Annotated in this window: 17 protein-coding genes; 6 read left to right on the top strand and 11 right to left on the bottom strand. The window is 71.4% G+C overall.

Annotated elements, in window-relative coordinates:
- Window positions 1-145 precede the first annotated feature (145 nt).
- From D7223_RS15540 to murJ, 4 genes are all read right to left on the bottom strand, one after another.
- Entirely contained in the window at window positions 146-1,102 is a 957-nt protein-coding gene (locus tag D7223_RS15540) for a serine/threonine-protein kinase (protein ID WP_120729108.1), read from the bottom strand.
- Complete coding sequence (sigM, locus tag D7223_RS15535; RefSeq protein ID WP_120729276.1) at window positions 1,099-1,842, bottom strand: RNA polymerase sigma factor SigM; 744 nt, start codon at window positions 1,840-1,842, stop codon at window positions 1,099-1,101. The genes D7223_RS15540 and sigM overlap by 4 nt, the downstream gene beginning before the upstream one ends.
- A gap of 76 nt (window positions 1,843-1,918) precedes the next feature.
- Window positions 1,919-3,529: a protein kinase family protein gene (locus tag D7223_RS15530; RefSeq protein ID WP_120729107.1), complete on the bottom strand. Its 1,611-nt coding sequence runs from the start codon at window positions 3,527-3,529 to the stop codon at window positions 1,919-1,921.
- 445 nt (window positions 3,530-3,974) lie between these two features.
- Window positions 3,975-5,732 (bottom strand): murein biosynthesis integral membrane protein MurJ, encoded by a 1,758-nt coding sequence (gene murJ, locus D7223_RS15525; RefSeq protein WP_120729106.1) that lies wholly within the window; start codon window positions 5,730-5,732, stop codon window positions 3,975-3,977.
- A 129-nt stretch (window positions 5,733-5,861) separates the two neighbouring features.
- Here murJ and D7223_RS15520 point away from each other — a divergent pair, with 129 nt between their 5' ends.
- Both D7223_RS15520 and D7223_RS15515 read left to right on the top strand, forming a co-directional pair.
- A complete protein-coding gene (locus tag D7223_RS15520) occupies window positions 5,862-7,313 on the top strand; it encodes a CCA tRNA nucleotidyltransferase (RefSeq protein ID WP_120729105.1) in 1,452 nt (483 codons plus the stop codon).
- A gap of 164 nt (window positions 7,314-7,477) precedes the next feature.
- On the top strand, window positions 7,478-9,571 hold the full coding sequence (locus D7223_RS15515) for a S8 family serine peptidase (protein WP_238162013.1): 2,094 nt from the start codon (window positions 7,478-7,480) through the stop codon (window positions 9,569-9,571).
- 88 nt (window positions 9,572-9,659) lie between these two features.
- Here D7223_RS15515 and D7223_RS15510 read toward each other — a convergent pair whose 3' ends face one another.
- Genes D7223_RS15510 through D7223_RS15495 form a run of 4 tightly spaced genes read right to left on the bottom strand, consistent with a single transcriptional unit; the run spans window position 9,660 to window position 13,362 of the window.
- Window positions 9,660-11,168, bottom strand: coding sequence for a flotillin family protein (locus D7223_RS15510; protein WP_120729103.1), 1,509 nt, complete (start codon window positions 11,166-11,168; stop codon window positions 9,660-9,662).
- A 16-nt stretch (window positions 11,169-11,184) separates the two neighbouring features.
- On the bottom strand, window positions 11,185-11,727 hold the full coding sequence (locus D7223_RS15505) for a hypothetical protein (protein ID WP_120729102.1): 543 nt from the start codon (window positions 11,725-11,727) through the stop codon (window positions 11,185-11,187).
- Between the two features lie 10 nt (window positions 11,728-11,737).
- Window positions 11,738-12,850 carry a TolB-like translocation protein gene (locus D7223_RS15500; protein ID WP_120729101.1) on the bottom strand — a complete coding sequence of 371 codons (1,113 nt, stop codon included), beginning with the start codon at window positions 12,848-12,850 and terminating at the stop codon, window positions 11,738-11,740.
- Entirely contained in the window at window positions 12,847-13,362 is a 516-nt protein-coding gene (locus tag D7223_RS15495) for a SigE family RNA polymerase sigma factor (protein ID WP_120729100.1), read from the bottom strand. Before D7223_RS15495 ends, D7223_RS15500 begins: the two co-directional genes overlap by 4 nt.
- A 121-nt stretch (window positions 13,363-13,483) precedes the next feature.
- Here D7223_RS15495 and D7223_RS15490 point away from each other — a divergent pair, with 121 nt between their 5' ends.
- From D7223_RS15490 to D7223_RS15480, 4 genes are all read left to right on the top strand, one after another.
- On the top strand, window positions 13,484-13,888 hold the full coding sequence (locus D7223_RS15490) for a hypothetical protein (RefSeq protein WP_120729099.1): 405 nt from the start codon (window positions 13,484-13,486) through the stop codon (window positions 13,886-13,888).
- A 44-nt stretch (window positions 13,889-13,932) separates the two neighbouring features.
- Window positions 13,933-14,418 (top strand): methylated-DNA--[protein]-cysteine S-methyltransferase, encoded by a 486-nt coding sequence (locus D7223_RS15485; RefSeq protein ID WP_120729098.1) that lies wholly within the window; start codon window positions 13,933-13,935, stop codon window positions 14,416-14,418.
- 286 nt (window positions 14,419-14,704) lie between these two features.
- Window positions 14,705-14,905, top strand: coding sequence for a transposase (locus tag D7223_RS33575; RefSeq protein ID WP_238162006.1), 201 nt, complete (start codon window positions 14,705-14,707; stop codon window positions 14,903-14,905).
- Window positions 14,902-15,501 carry a transposase gene (locus D7223_RS15480; protein WP_238162005.1) on the top strand — a complete coding sequence of 200 codons (600 nt, stop codon included), beginning with the start codon at window positions 14,902-14,904 and terminating at the stop codon, window positions 15,499-15,501. Before D7223_RS33575 ends, D7223_RS15480 begins: the two co-directional genes overlap by 4 nt.
- A 37-nt stretch (window positions 15,502-15,538) precedes the next feature.
- Here the strand turns inward: D7223_RS15480 and D7223_RS15475 are convergent, their stop codons facing one another.
- The 3 genes from D7223_RS15475 to D7223_RS15465 all read right to left on the bottom strand — a co-directional run bounded on the left by D7223_RS15475 (window position 15,539) and on the right by D7223_RS15465 (window position 17,760).
- The gene (locus D7223_RS15475) at window positions 15,539-16,063 is read right to left on the bottom strand and encodes a GNAT family N-acetyltransferase (RefSeq protein ID WP_120729097.1); all 525 of its coding nucleotides are present in this window, start codon (window positions 16,061-16,063) and stop codon (window positions 15,539-15,541) included.
- The gene (locus D7223_RS15470; RefSeq protein ID WP_120729096.1) at window positions 16,053-16,541 is read right to left on the bottom strand and encodes a hypothetical protein; all 489 of its coding nucleotides are present in this window, start codon (window positions 16,539-16,541) and stop codon (window positions 16,053-16,055) included. Before D7223_RS15470 ends, D7223_RS15475 begins: the two co-directional genes overlap by 11 nt.
- 139 nt (window positions 16,542-16,680) lie before the next feature.
- Window positions 16,681-17,760, bottom strand: coding sequence for an inositol-3-phosphate synthase (locus tag D7223_RS15465; RefSeq protein ID WP_120729095.1), 1,080 nt, complete (start codon window positions 17,758-17,760; stop codon window positions 16,681-16,683).
- Window positions 17,761-17,780: the final 20 nt, after the last annotated feature.

The following is a 17,780-nucleotide window of genomic DNA, read 5'->3' as shown; positions in this document are numbered from 1 at the left end:
GCACCGGTGCCGATCCGATGCCGACGCCTCGCGCGGATGCCGGCAGCCTGATGTGCAGAACGTCATCGTACGAACCGGGGATTCCCGAGCCGGGCATCCGGTGGGTCACGTCACGTGGACGACCAGACGGCCGGTGACCGCGTTTTCACCCTACCCGGGTACGGAAGCGTACGTCGGAGCCGGACCCCGGGATGCCGCACTCCGGGCCGCTCGCCCAGGACCAGCGGGCACCCGCCGCGTCGGTGAACCACACGACCAGCGCCGGCTCACCCCGGAACCGGGCGAAGTCCACCGTGTCGACCACGATCGGGGCGTCGCCGTGCTCGGCGGTGACGGCGGTCAGGCAGGCGTCGATCGCCGCCGGGTCGTGCAGCCGGTCGAGCCCGATCGGGCCCGCGACGCGGCCATCCTCGCTCGTCACCCCCGGCTGGCCGGCCGGGGCCTTGCTGGCGAACTGCCGGGTCTGCGCGGCGGGCGGCTCGCTCAGTGCCTCGGCCGAGTAGTCGGTTCCGGTGCTCAGCAAGGGCCCGGTGGTCCGGAACGGCGTACCGGCCGCCGGAGCCGCCACCTCGGGGCGGGCCGCGTCGCTCGTCGTCGTCGCGTCGTCGCCGCGCTGGGCGAGCTGCTGCAGACCGAGGCCGGCCACCGCTATCGACACCGTCGCCAGCGCGACCGGTCCGGCGAGCCGCGTCCAGCGCCGGCGCCGCCGGCCCGGGCCGGCCGCCGTGCCCTGGTCGGGAGCCGGTCGGGGTACGCCCTCCGGACGGCGCCCACCGAGCGGCTGCGCCGGCACCGGGCTGCCGGTGTGCCGATCCGGGGTCGCTCCGGCACCGGCGGCGCCGTCCCGGTCCTCGGCCCTCGCCAGGGCGGCGGTCAACCGGTCGGTCACCTCCGGGGGCATGGCCAACGCCGTGGCCCCCCACGCCGACAGGTCGGCGCGGACGTCCGCGACAGCCGGGGCGAGCAGGGCGTACGCGTCGGCCCAGGCCGGTTCCTCGTCGACCAGTCGGGCGACGGTGGCCTCCTCGGGGGTGCCGTCCAGCGCCCCGCCGACGTAGTCGGCGAGCAGGTCGTGATCGACCTCGTGGAACTCCCGGGTCACGCGTCCTCCTGACTGGCGTCCCGCCGGGCCCGCCCCGACCCCGATCCGACGCCGCCGGGGGCCCCGGGGTTCCCCGGCGTGACGGCCGGCACGGCCTCCTCGCCCGGCACCGCGCCGCTGACCTGGCCGCGCTCCGCCGATCGGGGCCGCAGGTGCCCCAGCGACCGGGCGAGCCGGGCCCGGCCCCGCGCGCACCGGCTCTTGACCGTCCCCTCCGCCACGCCCAGGATCAGCGCCGCCTCGGCGACCGGGTAGCCCTGCACGTCGACCAGGACGAGCGCGGCCCGCTGCTCGACGGGCAGTGCGGCGAGGGCGTCCCGGACGACCAGCGCGGTGTCGTGGTCCGTGGCCGGGGCGGCCGGTTCCACGCCGCCGGTAGCCGACCCGGCACCGTGCATCCCGTCCGGGAGCGGGACGGTCCGGTGCGACTGCCGGCGGCGGATCCGGTCCAGGCAGGCGTTCACCACGATCCGGTGCAACCAGGTGGTCACCGCCGAGTCACCCCGGAACCGGCCGGCGGCCCGGTGGGCCGACAGCAACGCGTCCTGAAGCGCGTCGGCGGCCTCCTCGCGGTCGCCGATGGTGCGCAGGGCGACCGCCCACAGCCGGTCCCGGTGCCGGTGGAACAGCTCGGCGAACGCGTCCCGGTCGCCGGCGACGTGGGCGTGCAGCAGGTCGAGGTCGGTCGGTCCGACCGGGTCGCCGCCCGCCGGGACCGGTGTGCCGCTCCTGCCGCCCACCGGTCCGGTCCGCTGCTCACCGCCCACGGTCACCACCGCGTCCGGCGGGGGCGGTGACCAGAACGGGCCGGGCGGATCACGACCCCTGGACCGTGATTTCCTCGACGTCGATCTGGTAGCCCCGGTCGTTCGAAGGCAGCTGGGTGATCCAGACCAGGAGGTACTGGTATTTCTGGTCCGGCTGGAAACCGTCGAAGTTCATCGTGGTGCCGGTCTGCGATCCCTCGAACGGTTGCCCGATCTGGGTGCGCTGGTAGTCCGCCAGGAGCTGCTTGTCACCGTTGGAGGTGGCCGGGTGTGTCGTGGAACCGGCGTAGAGGACGGCGGACGTGCCCCGGGCGGAGAGGTTGACCTGCACGGTCTTGATGTTGTGCGGCGCCCCGAGGTCCAGCCAGACCCCCATGCCCTTCTTGCGCTTGCCGAAGTCGGCCGTGGTGTAGGTGTGGGTGCCCCAGGACTTGTCCGGGTCGCCGTCGACGACCTTGTCGGCGCCGCCCAGCTCGTCGCGCACCTTGCTGTCCGGATCGACGATCCGGACGTCCTGCACGGCCAGCTTGCGGACGGCGGCGGCCGCCGGGGTGGCCTCCCCGCCGTCGGCCGGAGCGTTCGAACTGGGCGCGGCGACCGGGTTCGTGTCGGGCGACTTGTCGTCACCCAGCGCGCTGATGCCGATGAGCAGACCCACCAGGGCGACCGCGAGCAGGCCCGCGATGCCGATGGCGACCTTCCGGCCGCCGGCCGCGGCGAGTGGCGACGGTTCCTCGTCGGTGTCCGCGGCGAACCGCAGTGGCCCGGGGCTGTCCAGGTAGTGGTCGTCGGCGGGGACGTCCAGCCGGGCCAGCTCGGCGGCGAGCACGTCCGACGGCGGCGGCGCGACCGCCGGGTCGAGCAGGTCCATGGTCAGGTCGTCGAGGTATGCCGGCACACCGGCCCGGACCTGCCGGGGAGCGGCCAGCAGCCCGGCGGCGTCCCGGACCGCGTCCGGGATCGAGGCACGGCCGTGGCCGGCGGTGGCCCCGTGCAGCGGCACCTCGGCGTGCGGCCAGTGACCGGTGAGCGCGAAGTAGAGGACGCCGCCGACCGCGCGGACGTCGCTGTCCTGGCTGTCCGCGCCGTCGGTGCGCGCGTCGGCCAGCACCACGCGGCCGTCGTCACTGATCATGACGGTGCCGGGGTGGACGTTGCCGTGCACCATTCCGGTGGCGTGGACGGCGGCGAGGGCGCTGGCCACGGCGTTGCCGACAGCGGTGGCCCGGGCCGGGTCCAGGGGACCGCCGGCGACCAGTTCGCGCAGCGAGTGCCCGTCGACCCACTCGCGCACCACGTAGGCCCGGTCGTCCTCGTCGATCGCGTCGTAGACGCCGACCAGGTTGGGGTGGATGACCCGGCTCGCCGCGACGGCGGCCTGGAGCATCTCGGTGGCGGAGTCGCCGCCCGGGTAGCGCAGCACGACGGCGACGGGACGGCGCAGCACGACGTCGACGCCGCGCCAGACCAGCCGGCCCGCGCTGTCGTTGTTGATGTGCTCGACCAGCTCGTAACGCTCGGCGAGGATCTCACCGGCCGTGGGAGCACCGAAGGTCATGACCGGCGGCGCGCTCTCCTCCGCCTCCTGACCCTCGCCGACCTGGGTCACCCGTCCTCCCTCGGTGATCGTGTCGATCGATGGACCCGCACTGCTGGGCATGTGGCTTCCGCTCTGCTTCCCGGGACCGGTCGACCGGTGTCGGCGCGAGCGCCGGCGCCTGCCGTACCCGTTGACAGCGACCTTACCCGTGCCGGCCGCCTCCCCGACATGTCATCTTCCCGCCGTCACCGGCCGAGCTGCCGGGTTGTCGGCGGTCTGGTCCCGTTACGACCGTTGTCGGCCATGTTGCCGGCACATGCCCCGTCCAATCTAGAGGTCGGCGTCGCCGGGTCGCCGGAGGGGCCGGACCGGGTACGTGGCCGACCCCGACGCTGCACCGGGATTCCCACCGGATGGCCCCCCATACTCAGCCGTCCGGTTGGTTATCCACAGGCCGACAGGGTCGCTGAGCGGTCGATCGCGAAGTTATCCACAGCCGCATCCCCAGCCTGGTGATCCTCGTTCACTCAGCGTGTGGTCCATCCCGGCAGCCTTCCGGGACACCTCAACGGCCGAGGCGACCGCGGACCATGCCGATGACGTCGGTGATCTCCCGGATCCGCAGCACCATGGCCAGGCCGAGGTACGTCCCGCCGATGACCGCACCGCCGACCACCAACTGGACGATCGCCTCCAGCCGGGTCGGCGTGTCGTCGCCGGGCAGCAGCTTCACCACCAGCAGACCGGCCAGGGCCGCGCCCAGCGCGGCGAGCGCCACCCGGCCGAGGGTGCGCAGGATGTCGCCGAGCCCGATCCGGCCCACCCGGGGGCGCAGCAGCCAGGCCGAGGCGATGGCCGCGGCCAGGTACGACACCGCGTTGCCGATCATCATGCCGGCACCGACGAAGGTCGCCGACAAGGCGACGTACAGGACGATCTGCACCCCGATCCGAAGGGCGACCACCGGGATGTTGATCAGCGCCGGGGTACGTGTGTCGGGCAACGCGTAGAAGGCGAAGGTGAAGAGCTGGCTGATCGCGAACGGCACCAGCGCCACCGCGGCGGCGAGCAGGACCAGCGAGGTCGCGGTCGCGTTCTCCTCGGTGAAGGCACCGATGCGGAACAGCGTGAACGCGATCGGGGTGGCCAGCACCGCGTAGCAGACCGCGATGGGCGCCAGCACCGCCGACACGGTCCGGGTGCCGCGGGACAGATCCGCGGTGAGGTCGGCGAACCGGCCGTCCGCGGCGGCGGCGCTCATCCGGGGCATCAGCGCCGTGATGATCGATACCGCGATGATGCCGTGCGCGGTCATCAGCAGCAGGAAGACGTTGTTGTAGATCAGTGGACCGGCGGCGTTCTCGTTGCCGGCCCGGTTGAGCAGGTTGATCAGCACGATCAGACCGACCTGGCTGACCGCGACGTAGCAGATCATCCAAGCGCCGAGCCGACCCAGCTCGGCCAGGCCGAGCTTGCGGAAGTCGAACCGGAGCTTCCACCGGAACCCCACCTTGCGCAGCGCCGGCAGCAGACCCGCGGCCTGGATGGACACGCCGAGCAGGGTGCCACCGCCGATCAGCAGGACCCGGCCGGTGGTCATGTCCTCCGGCCTCACGATCTCCGCGCCGAAGATCGCGATGTAGAGGCCGGCGGTGCCGATCACCACCAGATTGTTGAGGATGGGTGCCCACATCGGCGCGGCGAAGTGGCCGCGGGTGTTGAGCACCGCGCTGATCAGCGCACTCAGACCGGAGAAGAAGATCATCGGCAGCATGAGCCGGGCCAGCGCGGTCACCAGGCCCGAGTAGCCGGGTGCCGACTCGTCCCCGCCGTACAGCCAGGTCAGCGGCGAGGCGAGGGCCACCGCGAGCAGCGCCGCCACGCCCAGCGCCAGCACCGCCAGGGTGAGCAGCCGCTGAGCGTACGCCTGACCGCCGTCGGCGTCGGTCTTGCGGCGGCGCACCAGCACCGGGATCAGCACGCTGGTGAGGATTCCGCCGAGCAGGAACTCGTACACCATGCCGGGCAGGATCTGCGCCGTGGTGTAGGCGTCACCGACCAGCGCGCCGCCCAGGGCGGCACCGATGACCAGGTTCCGCAGGAAGCCCGTACCCCGGCTGACCAGGCTGAGGACCGCCATCATCGCGCTGTTGGTCGCGGCGCTGGCCTCGGCCACCTGCTCCTGCGGCGGCGCGGTCGATTCCAGCGCCGGCTGGTTGAGCGGTTCGGCGGAGATGAAGGTGGCGCCGTCCGACGGCCGCTGGTCGCCGGGCGTGCCGCCCCCCTGGGCGGCGTTCGCGCTGCGGTAGAGCCCGCCGCTCATCGTGTCGCCTCCCGGAGGGTCTGTCGGAGCCGGCACCGGTCCGTACGTGACAGACCTTAGTCAACCCCTCCGCGGTTACCCGCGCCCGGCGGACGTGATGCCCGCCCCGCCCGATAGGCTGGCGATCCCATGTCCGAAGCCTTCGCACCGCACGCCGACCGCCGCGACCTCACCACCGCGCAGCGCAACGCCGTCGCCGAACTCCTCCGGGTGTCCCCGGTCGCCGACGAGCTGGGCCGCCGGTTCGCGCAGGCCGGCCACGAGCTGCACCTGGTGGGCGGTTCGGTGCGCGACGCGCTGCTCGGTCGGCTCGGCGACGACCTGGACTTCTGCACCGACGCCCACCCGGACGAGACGCTGCGCATCGTGCGTGGCTGGGCCGAGTCGATCTGGGAGACCGGCCGCGAGTTCGGCACCATCGGCCTCCAGCGCGACGGGCTGCGGCTGGAGGTCACCACCTTCCGCGCCGAGTCCTACGACCAGGTCACCCGCAACCCGGTGGTCGAGTACGGGACCGACCTTACCGAGGACCTGAGGCGACGCGACTTCACCATCAACGCGATGGCGGTGAGCCTGCCCGACCACCGGTTCACCGACCCGCACGGCGGCCTCGCCGACCTGGCGGCCAAGGTGATCCGCACCCCGGGCACGCCCGGGCAGTCGTTCGGCGACGATCCGCTGCGGATGCTGCGCGCGGCGCGCTTCGCCGCCCAGCTGCGCTTCGCGGTGCATCCCGACGTGCACGCGGCGATGAGCCGGATGGCCGCCGACCTGGACCGGATCACCGCCGAGCGGATCCGCGACGAGTTCACCAAGCTGCTCTGCGGTGCCGACCCGATCACCGGGCTGCGACTGCTCGTCGACACCGGGCTGGCCGAGCGGTTCCTGCCCGAGCTGACCGGGCTGAAGCTGGAGATCGACGAGCACGCCCAGCACAAGGACGTCTACGAGCACACGCTGACCGTGGTGAGCAACGCCATCTCGTACGAGCAGGACGGCCCGGACTTCGTGCTGCGGATGGCCGCGCTGATGCACGACGTCGGCAAGCCGGCCACCAAGGCGGCCGGCCCGGACGGCCGGGTCAGCTTCCACCACCACGAGGTGGTCGGCGCGCGGATGACCAAGGTCCGGATGAAGGCGCTGCGCTACTCCAAGGAGATCACCGCGCAGGTCGTCGGCCTGGTGGCGCTGCACCTGCGCTTCTACGGGTACGGCCGGGGCGAGTGGACCGACTCGGCGGTCCGCCGTTACGTGGCCGACGCCGGCGAGCTGCTGCCCCGGCTGCACAAGCTGACCCGCTCCGACTGCACCACCCGTAACCGCCGCAAGGCGGCCCAGCTCGCCGCCGACTACGACGCGCTGGAGGAGCGGATCGCCCGGCTCGCCGCCGAGGAGGACCTCGCCCGGGTCCGCCCCGACCTGGACGGCAACGCCATCATGGAACTGCTCGGCGTGCCGCCGGGACCGGTGGTCGGCCGGGCGTGGAAGCACCTGAAGGAACTCCGCCTGGAGCGGGGTCCGCTGGACCGGGACGAGGCCGAGGCGGAGCTGCTGCGCTGGGCCCGCGAAGAGGGCATCTGACCCGTCGGTACGCCGAAACACCACCGTATCGACCGAACGGTTGACGCGGTACGGATGGACCTTGCTGGATGATGGGTCGGCACCGGCCGGTCGGCGATCGCCACGGCCGCTGCTCCCCCGTCCGACGTGGACGGATGTGGATCTCGTTCTCGCGGGGAGACCATGTGAAGATTCGCCGCGGCGTCCTGCGCCGTACGGCTGTGGCGGGGCTCGCCCTCGCCACCCTGACCACAGTGACCACCACACTGGCGGCCAGCCCGGCGATGGCCGAGCCCACCCGTCCCGACCCGGCGAAGGTGCGCGGTGTCCCGGAGGCCGCGGCTGTGCCGGACCAGTACATCGTCGTCCTCAAGGACAAGAAGGCCAAGGCCGTCGAGGTGAAGTCGGCCGCCTCGGCGCTGGCCGAGAAGAACGGCGGCACCGTCCGTAAGGTCTTCAGCAAGGCCCTCAACGGCTACTCCGCCAAGATGACCAAGCTCCAGGCCGCCCGGCTGGCCGCCGACCCTGACGTCGCCTACGTCGAGCAGGTCCAGCGTGTCTTCGCCAGCGACACGCAGAGCAACCCGCCCTCCTGGGGTCTGGACCGGATCGACCAGGTCCGCCCCGTGTTCGACCGCTCCTACACGTACGCCACCGACGCGAGTGACGTCACGGCCTACATCGTGGACACCGGCATGGACATCGCCCACCGGGACTTCGGCGGCCGGGCGAGCCACGGCTACGACTTCATCGACAACGACGCGGTCGCGGACGACCCGTGCGACGGCCACGGCACCCACGTCGCGGGCACCGTGGGCGGCACCAAGTACGGCGTGGCCAAGAACGTGAAGCTGGTCGCGCTACGGGTCATCGGCTGCCCGATGCCGGACGGATCGCCGGGTTCGGGTACGACCGTCGAACTGCTTGCCGCCATCGACTGGATCGCCACCAACGCCGACGGTCCCTCCGTGGTCAACATGAGCCTCGGCTTCGGTGGCCGCGTCACCAGCGTCGAGGACGCCATCAGCGCGTCGATCGCCAAGGGCATCCACTACGTGGTCGCCGCCGGCAACGAGGACGACGACGCCTGCCGGTACACCCCGGCCGCCGTTCCAGGGGCGATCACGGTGGGTGCCACCGACCGGTTCGACTTCCGCGCCGACTTCTCCAACTTCGGTCGTTGCGTCGACGTCTTCGCGCCCGGCGTGGCCATCCACTCCTCGATGATCGGGCCCAACGCCTACGAGTCGGCGATCTACAGCGGCACCTCGATGGCGTCGCCACACGTGGCCGGCGCCGCGGCCCTACTGCTGGCGCAGAACCCGACCTGGACGCCCCAGCAGGTGCGCGACCGGCTCGTCACCCGGGCCGTCTCCGGCGCGGTGCACGACCCGAGGGGTGCTCTGGACCGACTGCTCCACGTGGGCGACGCTCCGGTGGCCCGCAGTTCCTTCGGCCTCCGGGCCCGGTCCAACGGAAAGGTCGTAGCCGCGGAGAGCGGCGGCACCAAGCCGCTGGTCGCCCGGTCCAGCGCGCTCGGTCCGTGGGAGAAGCTCGACGTGGTCGACGCCGGCAGTGGTTACGTCGCGCTGAAGGCCCGGGTCAACGGCAAGTTCGTGGCCGCGGAGAGCGCGGGTGCCAAGCCACTCATCGCCCGCAGTGCCGCCGTCGGACCGTGGGAGAAGTTCCAGCTCCTGCACAACAGCGACGGCAGTGTCAGCCTCAAGGCCGTGATCAACGGCAAGTTCGTGACCGCGGCGAACGCCACCTCACCGCTGATCGCCAGCAAGACCAGCGTCTCGACGGCCGAGAAGTTCGACTTCGAGGCGCCCAACCCGATCGTCTCCATCAAGGCCCACGCGAACAACAAGTTCGTGGTCGCGGAGAGCGCCGGTGCCAAGCCGCTGATCGCCCGGAGCGCCACCGTCCGCGCATGGGAGCAGTTCGAGCTCGTCCGTAGGGAAATCAACGAATCCGGCTTCCGGTACTACGTCACCGGTTTCCGGGCGCTGATCAACGGCAAGTTCGTCAAGGCCGACAGTGCTGGTGCGAAGCCGCTCATCGCCAACGGTGCCGCGCTCGGCGAATGGGAGTCGTTCTATGTCCACGACAACCTGCCCGACGGTTCCGTCAAGCTGGTGGCCTGGATCGACGGGGAGGCGGTGAAGGCGGAAGGTGGCGGCACCCGTCCGCTGATCGCCAATCGCTGGGTCGACTGGAGTAACGACAAAACCCTCGGCCTCGGCCAGTGGGAGAGCTTCACCATCAGCGCCATCTGAGGATCGGCTGTCTCGCAGAGACGAACTGCGGCGGCGCCCGCCGGACCGGTCAACGGTCCGGCGGGCGCTTCGCTGTGTGCGGGAGCCCTCAGCGGGTGGACTCGACCGCCGTACCCGCCGCCGGGCGGTCACCGTCGCGGGTCGCCGCGAGCCGGCTCAGCAGCCCCGGCAGGTCGATCCCGGTCAGGTCCGAGCCCAACTGGAGTCCCTGGGCCACGTTGCCGGCCACCGACTTCGTCAACGACGACGCGCCGTCGGTGGAGATGACGGTCATCTTGTCGATCGCGCCGATCGGGGCGCTGGCCGCCTCGACCACCTGCGGCAGCACCCGTACCAGCAGGTCCAGCACCGCCGCCTCGCCGTACGCCGCGAAGGCCTCGGCCTTGCGCGCCATCGCGTCGGCCTCCGCCTCCCCCTTGGCCAGGATGGCCGCGGCCTCGGCCTGGCCCTCCCGCTCGACGGCCTCGGCGATCGCGGACCGGCGGCGCTGCTCGGCCTCGCCCTCCTTGGCGCCCTCGATGGCGTTCGCCTCGGCGAGCGCGGCCCGGCGGGCCCGCTCGCCCTCACCGGTGAGCCGGGCCTGCTCGGCGGAGGCCTGCGCGGCGGCGATGACGGCCTGGCGCTGCGCGTCGGCGTTGAACACCGCCGCGTTGCGGGACGCCTCCGCCTCCTGCTCCACCTTGTAGCGGGCGGCGTCGGCCGGCTTGCGTACCTCGGTGTCGAGCTGGCGCTGCTTCAGCTCGGCGTTGCGCTCGGCCACCTTCTGCTGCTCGGTGAGGATCGCCTGATCCCGCTCGGCCTGGGCGAGCGGGCCGGCGGCGGCGGACTTCGCCTTGGCCGCGTCGATCTCGGCCTGGATCGCGGCCTGCTTGAGCGAGAGGTTCCGGTTGGCCTCGGCGATGGCCTCCTCGGCGAGCAGCCGCTCCTGCTCGGCCTGCTGCCGGGCGCGGGCCTCGGCGATGGCCGCGTCTTTGAGCACCCGGGCCGCCTCCGGCCGGCCCAGGTCGGCCAGGTACGACCCCTCGGCCAGGATGTCCTGGAGCTGGAAGGTGTCCAGCACCAGACCCTGGTTGGTCATCGAGTGCTCGGCCTCCTCGGCGACCGCGTTGGCGAACGCCGCCCGGTCCCGGATGACCTCCTCCACGGTGAGCCGGCCGACGATCGAGCGCAGCGCGCCGGCCAGCACCTCCCGGGTGAAGTTGTCGATCTCGTCCTGCTGGTGCAGGAACCGCTGCGCGGCGGCGCGGATGGAGTCCTCGGTGCCACCCACCTTGACGATCGCCACCCCGTGCAGGTCGGCGCGGATGCCCTGCTTGCTCACCGCGCCCCGGATGCCCACGTCGATCCGCCGGCTGGACAGGTCGAGCGACTGGAGCTTCTGCACCACCGGCAGCACGAACACCGACGCGCCCAGCACGACCTTCTGCCCGGACGTGTCGGTGGACCGGCCGCCGTCGGCGGTCTGGGTGGTGCGCCCCTTGCGGCCGGTCACGATGAAGGCCTCGTTCGGGCCGGCGACCTTGATCCGGGACAGGACGAAGAAGACGAGGACGACGAAGAGGAGTACCGCACCACCGATGGCGATGACAAGGAGCATGGAGAGGGTCCTTCTTTCAGTAGGTCTCGACGTGCACGCTGGTCTCGCTGAGGGCCTCGACCACGAAGATCTGGGTGCCCACCGGGATCGGCCGGTCGGCACGGGCGTTGAGTTTCACCGGCGCGCCGGCGACGCGTACCCGGACCTCGCCGTAGCCGTCGACGGGCACCGGGGTGACGACCAGGCCGAGTGCGCCGACCAGGTCGTTGCGGGTGGGGGTGGGATCGGTGGGCATGTCGCGGGCCGCCCGCCCGAGGCGGGACGCGACCCACGCGGTGGGCACGGCCGCGACGACACCGCCGGCCGCCGCCAGTGCCACCAGGCCGGGCGTACGCGCACCGAGCAGCTCGTTGACGATCGCGCCGCCGAACCCGAACGCTCCGACGAACCCGGCGACCGCCTCGGTGGACACCGGCCCGTCGAAGTCCGGCTGCCCGAAGTGGAGTAGTTCCGTGCCGAGTAGGGCGAGGGTCAGTACCGCGACCCCCACCACACCGATGATGAGGAAGATCAATGTCCCCGTGGCCACGACCCGCACGGTAGCGACGCACGGCAACACCGCCGGTTGGTCAGTCGGGGGAGATGGTGAGAACCATGTTCGCGCCCAACTCGCGGGGCAGTGCCTGGCGGGCCAGGTCCCGGCCGTCCCGGTCGGCCAGCACCATTTCGTTGGCCTGGAGGTCGCGGTAGAGCAGCCGGTCGTCGCTCACCCAGGCGGCGTGCTCGGCGGGTGCCGCGCCGAGCACCTGGCCGGTGGCGACCTCGGCGATCTGCGGGCCGTCGCGACCCTTGATGACCACCAGTTGTCCGTCGGGGGACCACGACCAGGGGCCGGCGGGATCACCGGGCACCGGAAGGAACCGGGTCGGCTGTCCCGTGTCCGGGGAGAAGAGTTGTACGCCTCGGCGGGGGTGCGGCGCCGACTCCGAGCGCGGCGCGCCGGGATCCGTCTGCTGGAGTACGACCTCCTGGCCGTCTCGGGTCCAGGTGAAGAAGCAGTAGTCGGTGCACAGATAGCGGCTGGCGATGTCCACAGGGAACGTCTGGTACGTGCCGGTACGGGCGGTCAGCACCCCCATCGAGAACTGGGCGGTGTCCTTGTCCAGGATCGTCACGACCAATCGCTGACCGTCCGGTGACCAGTGGGGATCCAGGATGCTGCTGCCGGTGTCCACCCACCGTACTGAGCCGGTGGCGATGTCGAGCAGGCCGGTCGACCCGCGGCGGTCCTCGTCGACGACGACCGCCGTGCGCCCCTGCGGCGGCGCCCACACCTGCTCGTACGTGTCTACGGCGAGGTAGCGGTTCCGGGTCCGGTCCAGGGCGTACGCCGTCTCGGCGGGGGTTCCGGTGGAGGTGGCGCCGGCGAGCACCCAGCCGCCGGGCAGGGGCAACCGGCTGCGCGTCCAGTCCCCGGTGGGCGCGGGTGCGACGGAGACAACGGGTACGACGGGATCGTTCCAGGCGGCGGTACCCGCCGGCGGGCCGGGGCGCAGGAGCAGGAAGGGCGCGGTCAGGCCGGTGAGCGCGACGAAGGCCCCGACGACCGCCGTGCCTCGACGCCGGCGGCGAAGCTGCCGGCCCCGGCGAAGCGCACGGTCCGCGAGATCCGGTACGCCCCGAGCTTCACCGGCAAGGTCACCGACGGCGGCCCGCAGCATGTCGTCCTCGGTCGCTCTCATCGCACCTCCTCGGTGATCCGACCGTCGAAGGCGGGCACGAGTTGCCGCAGCCGGGCCAGTGCCTTCGACGTCTGGCTGGCCACGGTGCCGGTGTGGCAGCCGAGCATGGCCGCGGTCTGCTCGACGCTGAGGTCCTCCAGATAGCGCAGGGTCAGCACCGCCCGCTGCCGGGGCGGCAACGCCCGCAGCGCGTCGCGCAGCAGCAGTCGCAGGTCGGCGTCCTGCCCCGAGTCGCGGACGACCGCCGGTTCGGGCAGGACGGCGACCGACACCTCGGGCCGTCGCGCCAGCCGGCGCCAGCCGGAGACCTGGTCGTGGTAGAGGATCCGGCGGACGTACGGCTCGGCGTCGCCCCGGATCCGCGTCCAGCGCGCGTACGCCTTGGCCAGTGCGTTCTGGAGCAGGTCCTCCGCGCCGTGCTGGTTGCCCGCGAGGGCGTACGCGACGCGCAGCAGAGCGTCCCCCCGTTCGTTGACGAACGAGGTGAACTCCTGGTCGGTCCCGTCGGTCACCCTCCACCTCCCAGACTCAGACGCCGGTAGGCCCGGGATCTTTGCCCACGAGCACCATCTAGTCATTGACAAGTTAGCGTCACGGGGTCAATCTTGTCACTGACAAGAAGGAGATGTCCTCATGTCCTCGGCAACCCTGACCACCGCCGGAATCCTGCTCGTCACCGTGGTGACGATCGCCTTCGGTGGGCTCACCCTGCTCCAACACCTGGCCCGTCGGCAGGCCGGCTACCTCGACAACCCGGTACGCCGGGGCCTGTGGACCGCCGGCCACGCGCACGCCGGGGTGCTGGTCCTCTTCGCGCTCGCCGTGCTGCCGTACGTCGACCACGCCGACGCGTCCGACGGCACCCGCACACTGATCCGGGCACTGCTGGTGGCCGCGCCGATCCTGATGCCGCTCGGCTTCTTCCTGTCCGTGGTGCGCCCGACCGACACGAAGCCCAACAAGCTGATCTGGCTCGCCGTCGCCGGTGGCGCGAGCCTGAGCGCCGGTGCCCTGCTGCTCGGCGTGACCCTGCTCTGATCGGCTCCTCCGGTGGCGCTGGCATCAAAGGGGAGAATGGGCGGATGCGATGGACCGTGCTGGAGTCACCGATCGGTGAGTTCTCGGTGGCCACCGACGGGGTCGCGGTGTGCGGCGCGCACTTCGGCCGAGCCGACGGAGCCGTCGACGAGCCGGCCGACGCGCTCGCCGGGCGGGCGGTCGCCGAGCTGAGGGCGTACTTCGCGGGCGACCTGGGCACGTTCACCGTCCCGCTGGCGGCGCCCCGCGGCTCGGCGTTCGAACGGGCCGTCTGGGCCGCGATGCTGCGCATCCCGTACGGGGAGACGTCGACCTACGGGGAGGTGGCCCGCGAGGTGGGCGATCCCGGGGCCGCGCGAGCGGTCGGGGTGGCCTGCAACCGCAATCCGATCCCGGTTCTGGTGCCCTGCCACCGGATCGTCGGCGCCGGCGGAAAGCTGGTCGGCTTCGGCGGCGGCCTGGACCGCAAGGTGAAGCTGCTGGAGCTGGAGGCCGGCGTCGCCCTGCGCCGAGCCTGGTCGGCAGGGTAGACCGCGCACAGCCTGTCCGCCTGGGTCCGAGCAATCCTCGCCAAGATCTTCCTGCGGCGAGATCCGCTCGATCAGAGTCAGCGAGGAGGACACGTAGTGCCGAGCGTGGTTGACGTCCCGACGGGACGAGTCATACAAATCTGGTATGGCCTTCACCCTGAATCTCAAGCCTGAGAGGGTGTTCGAGAAGGTCTGTGGTGGACGGCGTGCTGCCATGACTTCCGTCGGCGAGACGGGCATGGTGGCGCGGTGTCTGTGCGTCGTGGCTACCCCTCCGATCTGACAGATGCTCAGTGGGCGCTCATCGAGGCGCTGTTGCCGGAGCCCGAACACGGACGGTCGCAGGGAGAAGCACCCGCGGCGGGAGATCGTCAACGCGATCCTGTACGCCGTGCGGTCCGGATGTCCGTGGCGGTACCTGCCCGCTGACCTACCGCCGTGGCAGACGGTGTACTGGTATTCACCCGCTGGGAAGAAGCCGGTGTGACGGAGAAACTCCTGGCGGGACTGCGGGTCAAGGCGCGGGTGCAGCAGGGCCGCCAGCCGGAACCGTCGGCGGGGATCATCGACTCGCAGAGCGTGAAGGGTGCCGACACCGTCGGCCGGGGCAGCCGAGGCTACGACGCCGGCAAGAAGGTCAACGGCGGAAGCTGTTCATCATCACCGACACCCTTGGCCTGCTGGGTCACCGTGACCGTGCTCGCCGCGAGCTGGCAGGACCGCGACGGCGCCAAGACCGCCCTGCTCAGCGCCTACATGGCCGCCCCGATCCGGCACGTCTTCGCCGACCAGGGCTTCACCGGACGACTCGTGGACTGGACCCGGGACACCCTGCGCACCACGCTGGAGATCGTCCGCAAACCCGCCGACCAGCGAGGCTTCGCCGTCCACCCCCGCCGGTGGGTCATGGAGCGCACCCTCGCCTGGCTCACCGCCTGCCGCCGGCTGGCCCGCGACTACGAACGCCAACCCGCAGTATCCGAAGCTCTCATCCGCTGGGCTGCCATCGCCGGCATCACACGCCGCATCAGCCGCGGCAAACCGGCACGTCGACAAGCCCGCCGCACCTTCACCTGGGCCTGATGATCCACCTCGACCTTGAGCAGCACGTCCCCGAGACTCACCCGGACGTCGTAAAGTCCGCTGGGCGCCGCATCTCAAACAAGGCGCTGTCCTGGCCTGCCGCGTCGGGCCGGCTTCCTACGCGAACCGCGCCGACTTTCTCAAGCGCTCGTTGGGAGCGTCGATTATCTGGGCCGACGAGGAACACGACCCGCTCGACGAAGCGGAACGCGTGTCCCACCATGGAGGTCTTGAGCTGGCCGTTCGCCTGGCCGCCCCAGTACGACCTGGCGAGGAACGTCCACCCGATCTCGACTTCGCTGCGCCACTGGTCGTAGCCATGGAACCGGGACGACCCGATGATGTCGCCCGCAGCCGACGTGACCGCCAGAGCGCCACCGGACGCCAGGGACTCCGCGAAGAACCGCGTGAAGACCTCGTAGCGGTACCGATCCTTGACCGGATGCTGCTCCCAGATGAGGGGGTCCCGAGCAACCTGATAGAGCTCATCAAAGTCCGCCGATCGCAAGGGCCGGACGCCAACGAGATCTCCACGAAGCACGGGCTGCAGATCAAACGGCATGATCGAGAGTATCCGCGGCCAGTTCAGTGGCGGCGGTCAACGCTGGCAGCGGGGACGACACGCCCGACGACAGGCGGGCGGCCCCGGTGAGGACAGCGGACTCGTGGCCGACGTACACCGGCAGCGGCACCGCGGCGAGTGCCGTGTCGACGTAAGCCAGAGCGGTGACGGCGAGCAGTACCGCACCCGTGGCGGCGCTTCGCCGACCGCGTCGGACCAGCACGGCGGCGAGGCCGACGGCGGCCAGCCCGAGTGCGACGGGCAGCGACACCGCCGTGCCGAGGTGACGGCGGTCGCCGTCACCGGTCGGCACGACCCACCGCGGTGCCGGCAATTCACCGAGCAGGGCGTGGCCGAGCAGCAGGAGCAGGGCCAGGATCTCCGCGTACCGCAGCAGGGGATCTCCGGCCAGGATGCCGAGGACGTGCGCGGCGGCGAGGCCCGCCGCGGCGGCGAGGAGCAGCGGTCGCAGACGCACCGCCGCATGCTGCCACGCACGGATTCCGTGCGCTGACCCGTCGCCGCTGTCGCCGTACCCGGAGATGCCGGCCTGAGGCAGACGGCGAGGGCCGGGTCCTCGCGGACCCGGCCCTCGGCGGTGCTGCTCAGGTGGCGCGTCAGCGCTCGATCTCGCCCTTGATGAACTCCTCGACGGCGGCGTGCGCGTCGTGGTCGGCGTACTGCACGGGAGGAGACTTCATGAAGTACGACGAGGCGGACAGGATCGGGCCACCGATCTTGCGGTCCAGCGCGATCTTCGCGGCGCGGACCGCGTCGATGATGACGCCGGCCGAGTTCGGCGAGTCCCACACCTCGAGCTTCAGCTCGGCGTTGAGCGGGGTGTCACCGAAGGAGCGACCCTCCAGGCGGATGTAGGCCCACTTGCGGTCGTCCAGCCACGGCACGTGGTCCGACGGGCCGATGTGCACGTCGCTCTTGCTCATCTCGTGCGGGATCTGGGAGGTCACCGACTGGGTCTTCGAGATCTTCTTCGAGACCAGGCGGTTGCGCTCCAGCATGTTCATGAAGTCCATGTTGCCGCCGAAGTTGAGCTGGTACGTGCGCAGCAGCTCGACACCGCGGTCCTCGAAGAGCTTCGCCAGCGCGCGGTGCACGATGGTGGCGCCGACCTGGCTCTTGATGTCGTCGCCGACGATCGGCAGGCCCGCGTCCTCGAACTTCTTCGCCCACTCCGGGTCGGAGGCGATGAAGACCGGCAGGGCGTTGACGAACGCGCAACCGGCGTCGATCGCGGCCTGGGCGTAGAACTTGTCGGCCTGCTCCGAGCCCACCGGCAGGTAGGAGACGACGACGTCGACCTGCGCGTCGCGCAGCGCCTGCGCCACGTCGACCGGCTCGGCGCCGGACTCCTGGACGATCTCGCGGTAGTACTGGCCCAGGCCGTCGAAGGTCGGGCCGCGCTGCACGGTGACGCCGGTCGGCGGCACGTCGCAGAGCTTGATGGTGTTGTTCTCGCTGGCGACGATCGCCTCCGCGAGGTCCATGCCCACCTTCTTGGCGTCGACGTCGAACGCCGCGACGAACTCCACGTCCGAGACGTGGTAGTCGCCGAAGGTGACGTGCATGAGACCCGGGACGCGGTCGTTCGGGTCGGCGTTCCGGTAGTACTCGACGCCCTGAACCAGGGACGAGGCGCAGTTACCCACACCGACGATGGCGACGCGGACGGAGCCCATAGCGTCTGCCTCCTTCTTCT

The organism is Micromonospora endolithica (assembly GCF_003626595.1).
Taxonomy (GTDB): Bacteria; Actinomycetota; Actinomycetes; order Mycobacteriales; family Micromonosporaceae; genus Micromonospora; species Micromonospora endolithica.
Note: the sequence above shows the minus strand (reverse complement) of the source record. Positions and strands in the feature narration are given on the sequence as shown.